Genomic DNA, 7,365 nt, shown 5'->3' with positions numbered 1-7,365 from the left:
AAATATACTACTTATCGATCTTTTTGTAATTTTTTTCGGTATTTGCATAGTCTCTTTCCTCCATAAAATGTTAAGGCGACTGAGTATATAGCTTGATATATATAAAAATTTTCAATAATATAAATTTTTATTTTTTATATAAAAATGGAATGAATAATTTATATAACTAATTTTATCTATATTTATTCACAATAAATAAATTTTTTATATGTCAAATAAAATGAAATTATGTTGTGTATTGAATGAAACAACTTGCCACGATTCTCCCGTGATGTCACTATTTTTGTTGCATAATTTCAGTATGTCGGAGAGGTCACATTGATTTATTTTATCAAACCTTTCTCTCGCATACTTATATATTTTTCTTTTCCAATAATAACATGATCAAGAACATTGATACCAATCAACTTGCCAGATTCAGAAAGCATGTTAGTTATTTCAATATCTGCACTGGAAGGTTCACATTCACCACTTGGATGATTATGAACTAAGATGATTGCATGAGCGCTTGCTTTGATGGCGGGATTAAAAACCTCTCGAGGATGAATTAAACTTGCATTTAAGATACCTATTGAAACCAACACTTCTTCAATAATTCGATTCTTCGCATCTAAAAGAAGAGCATAGAAAAACTCTTTTTTCTTATCGCTGAGGTTATCCATAAAAAATCGATGCACGTCTTCTGCATTCTGTATCTTAGTGGCATATCCATGATGATTCAGACGATTAGTTCGTCGAAAAATTTCAAACATTGCCTGCATTTTCAATGCTTTAACAGGATTACGAAATTCTTTTTCAAGTTCAGCGAAAGAAAGCTGTGCAAGTTTATTAAAATTATATCGTGCAAGCACTCTGTTTGACAAATCAACCGCATTTTCTGTGTAATCACCCCTGCCAAGTACAATTGCAAGGAGTTCAGCATCTGAGAGAACTGAGGCGCCTTTTTTTCTCAGCCGAACACCGGGTTGATTGTACCATGGTATCTCTTTGAGTCTCATAAAATAATATTATAAACATTTGTTTATATAATTTATTCATTAATTTAATATATCAATACAACAGAAAGCATATGCAACCAGAACAACAAACTACAGAACGATCTATGTAGAAATCTGAAATTTTGCATGAGATTTAACTTTTGATCTTAGTGCAATATACCTTTCTCAGTTATATCAACCGCTAGTTTTACCTAGATGACTCAAGATACAAAAAAGTTGTGTTTGTATCATCTTTTCAAAAAAGGTCACGTTTTTGTATTCTGAAAGATACCAAATTCATTATTTCAAACCGTCTCACAAGCCTATTTTTTAAGGTATTTTAGAAAATTCAACGATATTTTTTGCACGAAGTGTTACATTCGTTTTTTTCTGATTCTTGAGAGTATCAAACGGTTTGTCTCCATAGTCATGACCTGGATATACAATAATAGTATCAGAAAGTTTTTTTATCCGTTGTAACGAATCAAACATTTGTTTCAAACTTCCGCCAGGAAGATCGGTTCGGCCGCAATTCCCGATGAACAATGTATCCCCAGTTAATAGAAATTTCTGATCGACTAGAATACATATACTTCCTTGTGTGTGACCTGGGGTAATAAAGAATTGTAGTTCAATTGTACCAACTTTTAAGTGTTCGTCATCCCCAACGAAAATATCAACAGAACCTGGTAAAAGTTTTCCATCGTCAACAGATGCAATAAGTGCTGCTTTTGGAAAGTGCTTCTTTAATGTCTCGATCTCTGAGGTGTGGTCATGATGATAATGTGTTGCGATAATATATCTTACGTCAAGATTAAATGATTCTAGGAACAGTAGGGTTGGCGTCAAATCAAAACTAGGATCGATAACTGCTGCGATGTGTTCTTGCTCATCATAGACAACGTAACAAAAATTATCTACTCCAACTCGAATCTGTTCTAACCCCATAGATGTCCAGAAAAACATATATGATGGTATTTTATAAATAGATATCATCCTCATAACTAATGAGGTTTTGTCATCAGAGGTTACTGAAACATCAAAGATTATATAGCAAACATTTTATCCTCTGTTTAAATCAATCTAGAAAAAAGTAGCCCCGTAGTGTAGCGGTTAGCACCAGAGACTCTGGATCTCTTGACGCCAGTTCGAATCTGGCCGGGGCTGTCTAAAATTAAAAAAATGAGGAGGAAATATTTATGGATGAAGCAACCTCACAAACCAAAGATTTTATTCGAGAAATCATTGATCATGATTTGAAAACAAAGAAATACAACGGCCGAGTGCATACTAGATTTCCTCCTGAACCAAATGGTTACCTTCACATTGGTCATGCAAAATCGATATGTCTTAATTTTGGTATTGCTGAAGAATATCACGGATTGTGTAATCTACGGTTTGATGATACAAATCCTGCAAAAGAGGAAAAAGAATACGTACAATCAATTATTGACAATGTGAAATGGCTTGGCTTTGACTGGGGTGATCGGCTCTTTTTTGCATCTGATTATTTCGACCAAATGTATGACTATGCAGTTGATCTGATAAAAAAAGGTAAAGCATACGTTGATGATCTTACTGCAGAGCAAATCGCAGAGTATCGTGGGACGCTAACAAAACCAGGAAAAAACAGTCCGTATCGTGATCGTACTGTTGAAGAGAACCTGGATCTCTTCAGACGAATGAAAAACGGTGAATTTAAAGACGGAGAAAAGGTTCTCAGAGCAAAAATCGATATGGCACATCCAAATCTCAATATGCGAGATCCCGTGATGTATCGGATACTACATGCTCGTCATCATCGAACAAAGGATAAATGGTGTATCTATCCGATGTATGACTGGGCTCATGGTCTTGAAGATTCAATAGAAAAAATTACACATTCAATATGTACTTTAGAATTCGAAAATCATCGTCCTCTCTACGACTGGTTTCTTGATCAGCTTGGTATTTATCATCCACAGCAAATTGAATTCGCACGGTTGAACCTGACGTATACCGTGATGAGTAAACGATTGCTGTTGCAACTTGTCGAGGGAAACTATGTTGACGGTTGGGATGACCCAAGATTACCCACGATTAGTGGGATGCGGCGGAGAGGATATTCTCCATCAGGAATCAGATTGTTCTGTAAACGAATCGGTGTTGCAAAAGTCAACAGTACCGTTGATTTTGAGTTCCTTGAACATTGCATTCGGGAGGACCTTAATAAAACCGCTCCTCGTTATCTAGGCATTCTAAAACCACTCAAAGTGATCATTGACAATTACCCTAAAGATACAATTGAAGAACTTGAGGCGGTTAATAACCCAGAAGATCCAAATATGGGGACAAGAAAAATACCATTCTCAAATACATTATTTATTGAGCAAGATGATTTCATGGAAGAACCGACGAATAAATTCTACCGACTTGCACCCGGAAGAGAAGTACGTCTTCGCTACGCATATTTCATCAAATGCGTTGATGTTGTGAAAAAAAACGGAAAAATCACAGAGATACATTGTACGTACGATCCCGCAACAAAAGGTGGATATGCTCCAGATGGCCGTAAAGTAAAATCCACCATACACTGGGTGTGTGCACGTCACGCTGTCGATGCAACGATACGACTTTTTAATCGATTATTTACTGTTTCAGATCCGTTAGATCAACAGGGGGAAGATTTTAAAAAATTCCTTAATCCAAACTCTTGTGAGATACGTAAGAACTGTAAAGTTGAACCGATTGTAAAAAAGTTAAAACCCTTCGATCGATTTCAGTTTGAACGTCTTGGGTACTTCTGTATCGATCCTGACACCACAAGGGATCATCTTATTATCAATAGAAGTGTCGAGCTCCGTGGAACTTGGAAGCAGATAGAAGACAAAACTAAATAAAATACAACTAACATTTCCCCCCTCAAACAGTAGATATTACTAAAGAAGTAGCCCCGTGGTGTAGCGGCAACATTTTGGCCTTTGGAGCCAACGTCGGCGGTTCAAATCCGCCCGGGGCTGTTTCCTTTGTAGAGAAAAAATTATAATATGCTGGTATCTTTTCTCATAAAAATAGAACGTATCAAAATAGGCTGCTCCGGAAAAAGCTGTTCACAGGATTTTTGGTGAACAAAACAAAAAAACGAGATTAGTGTTTCGAACCAAACATAGAATTAAAAGAGTTAACTGTATGAAACAGCATAGTTTATATCTCTCGTGGTACACCAACCAAAAAAACCTTGTTTATGATCTTCGATCAAGTGGTATCACTACATGCCCAATCAACCTACAACATCTTTCTTTTGATTTGGGGGTCAATTATCATCATGGAAATCCTGAAACTCTTAAAATTTTATCAAAACGATATCATACAAATCCAAGAAATATTTTTTTAAGTAGTGACGGAACTTCAGGTCAAAATACACGTATCATCCGATATCTTGCTGAGAAATACCCAAAAAAAAATGAAGCGATTATCGAATATCCGATGTATGAGCCACTGTTACGACTTCTCCAAGAATACTATCCAACAGTTCATCAAATTCGACGTGTACCTGATGAAAATTATCGTCTTGATCTTGATGAGTTGGAAAAAAAGATATCAAAAAAGACAGGGTTACTGGTCTTGACCAATCCCCATGCACCAAGTGCTGCAGTTTTTTCAAAAAATGAAATCAGAAAAATTATGACCCTCGCAGGTTCATACAATTTTTATGTTCTCTGTGATGAGATCTATGCAGAGTTTAATCGTGAAACATTTCCTACGATTTTTCTACATGATAAGGAGCATGCGATAGTGACGACAAGTTTTACCAAGGCGTATGGACTTGGTGGTTTGAAGCTTGGCATCGTGCTTGCCCATCATACTCTTGTAGATGAATTGTATCAAGATGCGTTGTTTTCTGTTGGAAACAGTTCAAACCTTGTGGAGTATCTGACTGCAGAGCTTTTTACCAAATATCATCAAAAATTAGAAAATCTGATGAAAAAATATTTTTCTTTAAAAAGAGTGGTAGAGGAATGGCTCATCGATCAAAATATGTTGTTTTATCCAAACAGGTATGGTCTAACCTATTGGATAAAAACATCGATACCTGATACGTATACGTGGGTACAAACATATGCAATTCCACGAATGCGCCTTGCAGTGGTACCAGGTTCATTTTTTCTTTTTAAAAAAGACTATACATTGTATGCAACACCAATGATCCGACTAGGTCTTGGAAAAATTAATCCAGAATCTTCAGAACTTATCAAAGCGTTACAGATGCTAGAACGAGCAGCTCATCAAAAATAAAACAAATTATTCCAGAGTTTATGCTTCTTCTTTGGTTGCTTCTTCAATCATTTTTTCAATTTCTTCATCAACGCCCTGTTCCCGGGCAATCGTCTGCATCTCTGCAATAATTTTTTCCCAGAGAACCTGCTGTGAAAGGGCATAATCCCAAAGGTCAAGCCGCTTTGCACCATCACCCTTTTTGAATTCTTCGATGAATTCTTTTTTATCCTCATCGTTCATAGAGATATCCTCTCGTTGTTATTCATCTTCGGCGAGACTTTTTTTCGGTTGTGCTGCTTGAGCAATTGCAGACATCTCACCTAGAAGTTCCTCCCAGATTGCTGCTTGTTCAACAGCATAAAACCACATATCAACCTTTCGTGCAACATCTGCCTTTTTGAAATCTTCAAGAAATCTTTTGCAATCTTCATCATTCATAGATACTACTCAAAAATCTGATATGCCATCACCCCTTTTTATGTTTATTTTTCTAGATGATGCAAAATTTTATAAAGTATGATATCTATCATATCAGCTTATATCTGGGGGATTTTTATGAAGCGGCAGATAAACGGCACAATTCAAACAATGATACTTTGTGGAATTTGTCTTTTAGTTGTTATGGGGGCCAGTGCGTCTCAAATTCAAAATCATATTCAAACAACAGCGATTTCGTATCACGATGATTTTGATCCGCTGATAAATATCGAGGTAACCGTGACTATTAAAACAATTCGATCTCTTGAAAAATATGATCAGCAAGTCCATTCAATCAAACGAATTGACTTGCTCAGTAAACCTGATTTGTATGTTAAAGTCTACATCAACAATCAAGAGTTTACAAGCCCTGTTTGGCGGAATACTCGATACATTTATACACCAGATTGGTCAGCAACACTTGATGTCCCTGATGATACAGAATGGGTGAATGTCCGTATTGAACTCTGGGATCGACAACTATTGTTTGACAAACAGTGTGACCTCAGTGGTTTAAACACTAATGAGCTACTTGATTCTCGGGGGGTCAATCTCACCTATAGTATCAAAACAGGTCATTGGTATGGAGATGACAACAACAACCCTGTTCATATAAATTGGTGGATGCTTCCTGATGAAAGCGGCTATGGACGATTGAATGGCTGCGATGATCGGAGTTTTTATCAACAGGATCTTGACTGTGAACTATGGTTTGATATAAACCAAAACGACTACGATGGCGACGGGATCCCGTATTGGGCTGAAACCATGGTTACCTTGACGGACCCAACGGTTGACAATCGAGGTATCGATGCCGATGGCGATGGTTGTCCTCTTGAATGGGAATATAAATGGGGTCATTATTTTATTCGACAGTGGCATAGTAATAATTTTTCTCATGCATGGGCATTCAATGATTCACAGTATGATGCTCATCGCAATCTTGATCCTGACCAAGATGGATTATCAAACTATGAAGAATACCTAACCAGTCAATGGGGGTCTGATCCTTTCCGAAAAGATCTTTTTGTTGAACTGGATCAGATGTTAGGGCCTGATGGCGTACCACTTGTCTTTCCTGAAGCAGCAAAAGAGTTGATCTACACCGCATTTAATCGGCGAAATATCATTTTTCATCTCGATGATGGAAGATGGGTTGGAACTGGGTCAGACAATCTTCCTTATCAAACAGAGACATCGTACCAACAATTAAATGAGTTATACCAACAATATTTCCTTCATTTTGATCAGAATAACTGGCGGAGCGGTGTCTTCCATTATGGCATTCTCGTCTACAATTGTACAATTGCTGGTGGGAATGCGTTTGGTTCGAATCGTTTTCAAATCTCTGCAAAGTTTCTTGAGGAAAAAGCAGCGTTACCGCTCTTACGTCGTGATATTGTTTATGCAAGCGCCTACATGCATGAAACCGGACATACGCTTGGCCTGGAACCACTTGGGGGGCATGATGAAAACAGTAAGTATCCCTGGCAGCTTGGCTGGTGGAAATGGCGTCCGTATAAAAGCTGCATGAACTACGGATACATGTATAGAATGGTTGATTATTCTGATGGTTCTCGCGGGAAAAACGATTTCAACGACTGGAGTTCAGATCGGATGGATCTCACTGCATTCCAACAGGGAACCTGGTAGC

At 37.4% G+C, this 7,365-nt stretch carries 7 protein-coding genes and 2 tRNA genes; 5 read left to right on the top strand and 4 right to left on the bottom strand.

Annotated elements, in window-relative coordinates:
• Positions 1-323: 323 nt before the first annotated feature.
• Positions 324-998 carry a DNA repair protein RadC gene (radC, locus tag QXL17_02050; GenBank protein ID MEM4257918.1) on the bottom strand — a complete coding sequence of 225 codons (675 nt, stop codon included), beginning with the start codon at positions 996-998 and terminating at the stop codon, positions 324-326.
• A 309-nt stretch (positions 999-1,307) separates the two neighbouring features.
• The gene (locus tag QXL17_02045) at positions 1,308-1,925 is read right to left on the bottom strand and encodes a hydroxyacylglutathione hydrolase family protein (protein ID MEM4257917.1); all 618 of its coding nucleotides are present in this window, start codon (positions 1,923-1,925) and stop codon (positions 1,308-1,310) included.
• A gap of 147 nt (positions 1,926-2,072) precedes the next feature.
• Here QXL17_02045 and QXL17_02040 point away from each other — a divergent pair.
• The 4 genes from QXL17_02040 to QXL17_02025 all read left to right on the top strand — a co-directional run bounded on the left by QXL17_02040 (position 2,073) and on the right by QXL17_02025 (position 5,252).
• Positions 2,073-2,144 (top strand) — tRNA-Gln (locus QXL17_02040).
• A 32-nt stretch (positions 2,145-2,176) separates the two neighbouring features.
• Positions 2,177-3,856 (top strand): glutamine--tRNA ligase/YqeY domain fusion protein, encoded by a 1,680-nt coding sequence (locus QXL17_02035; protein ID MEM4257916.1) that lies wholly within the window; start codon positions 2,177-2,179, stop codon positions 3,854-3,856.
• Between the two features lie 49 nt (positions 3,857-3,905).
• Positions 3,906-3,976: transfer RNA gene (locus QXL17_02030), tRNA-Gln, on the top strand.
• A gap of 169 nt (positions 3,977-4,145) precedes the next feature.
• Positions 4,146-5,252: a pyridoxal phosphate-dependent aminotransferase gene (locus QXL17_02025; protein MEM4257915.1), complete on the top strand. Its 1,107-nt coding sequence runs from the start codon at positions 4,146-4,148 to the stop codon at positions 5,250-5,252.
• A gap of 18 nt (positions 5,253-5,270) precedes the next feature.
• Here QXL17_02025 and QXL17_02020 read toward each other — a convergent pair whose 3' ends face one another.
• Complete coding sequence (locus tag QXL17_02020) at positions 5,271-5,474, bottom strand: hypothetical protein (protein MEM4257914.1); 204 nt, start codon at positions 5,472-5,474, stop codon at positions 5,271-5,273.
• Between the two features lie 18 nt (positions 5,475-5,492).
• The gene (locus tag QXL17_02015) at positions 5,493-5,672 is read right to left on the bottom strand and encodes a hypothetical protein (protein MEM4257913.1); all 180 of its coding nucleotides are present in this window, start codon (positions 5,670-5,672) and stop codon (positions 5,493-5,495) included.
• 117 nt (positions 5,673-5,789) lie between these two features.
• Here QXL17_02015 and QXL17_02010 point away from each other — a divergent pair, with 117 nt between their 5' ends.
• Positions 5,790-7,364, top strand: coding sequence for a hypothetical protein (locus QXL17_02010; GenBank protein ID MEM4257912.1), 1,575 nt, complete (start codon positions 5,790-5,792; stop codon positions 7,362-7,364).
• Position 7,365 lies beyond the last annotated feature (1 nt).

This window comes from Candidatus Thermoplasmatota archaeon (assembly GCA_038884455.1).
GTDB lineage: Archaea > Thermoplasmatota > E2 > DHVEG-1 > DHVEG-1 > JAWABU01.
Note: the sequence above shows the minus strand (reverse complement) of the source record. Positions and strands in the feature narration are given on the sequence as shown.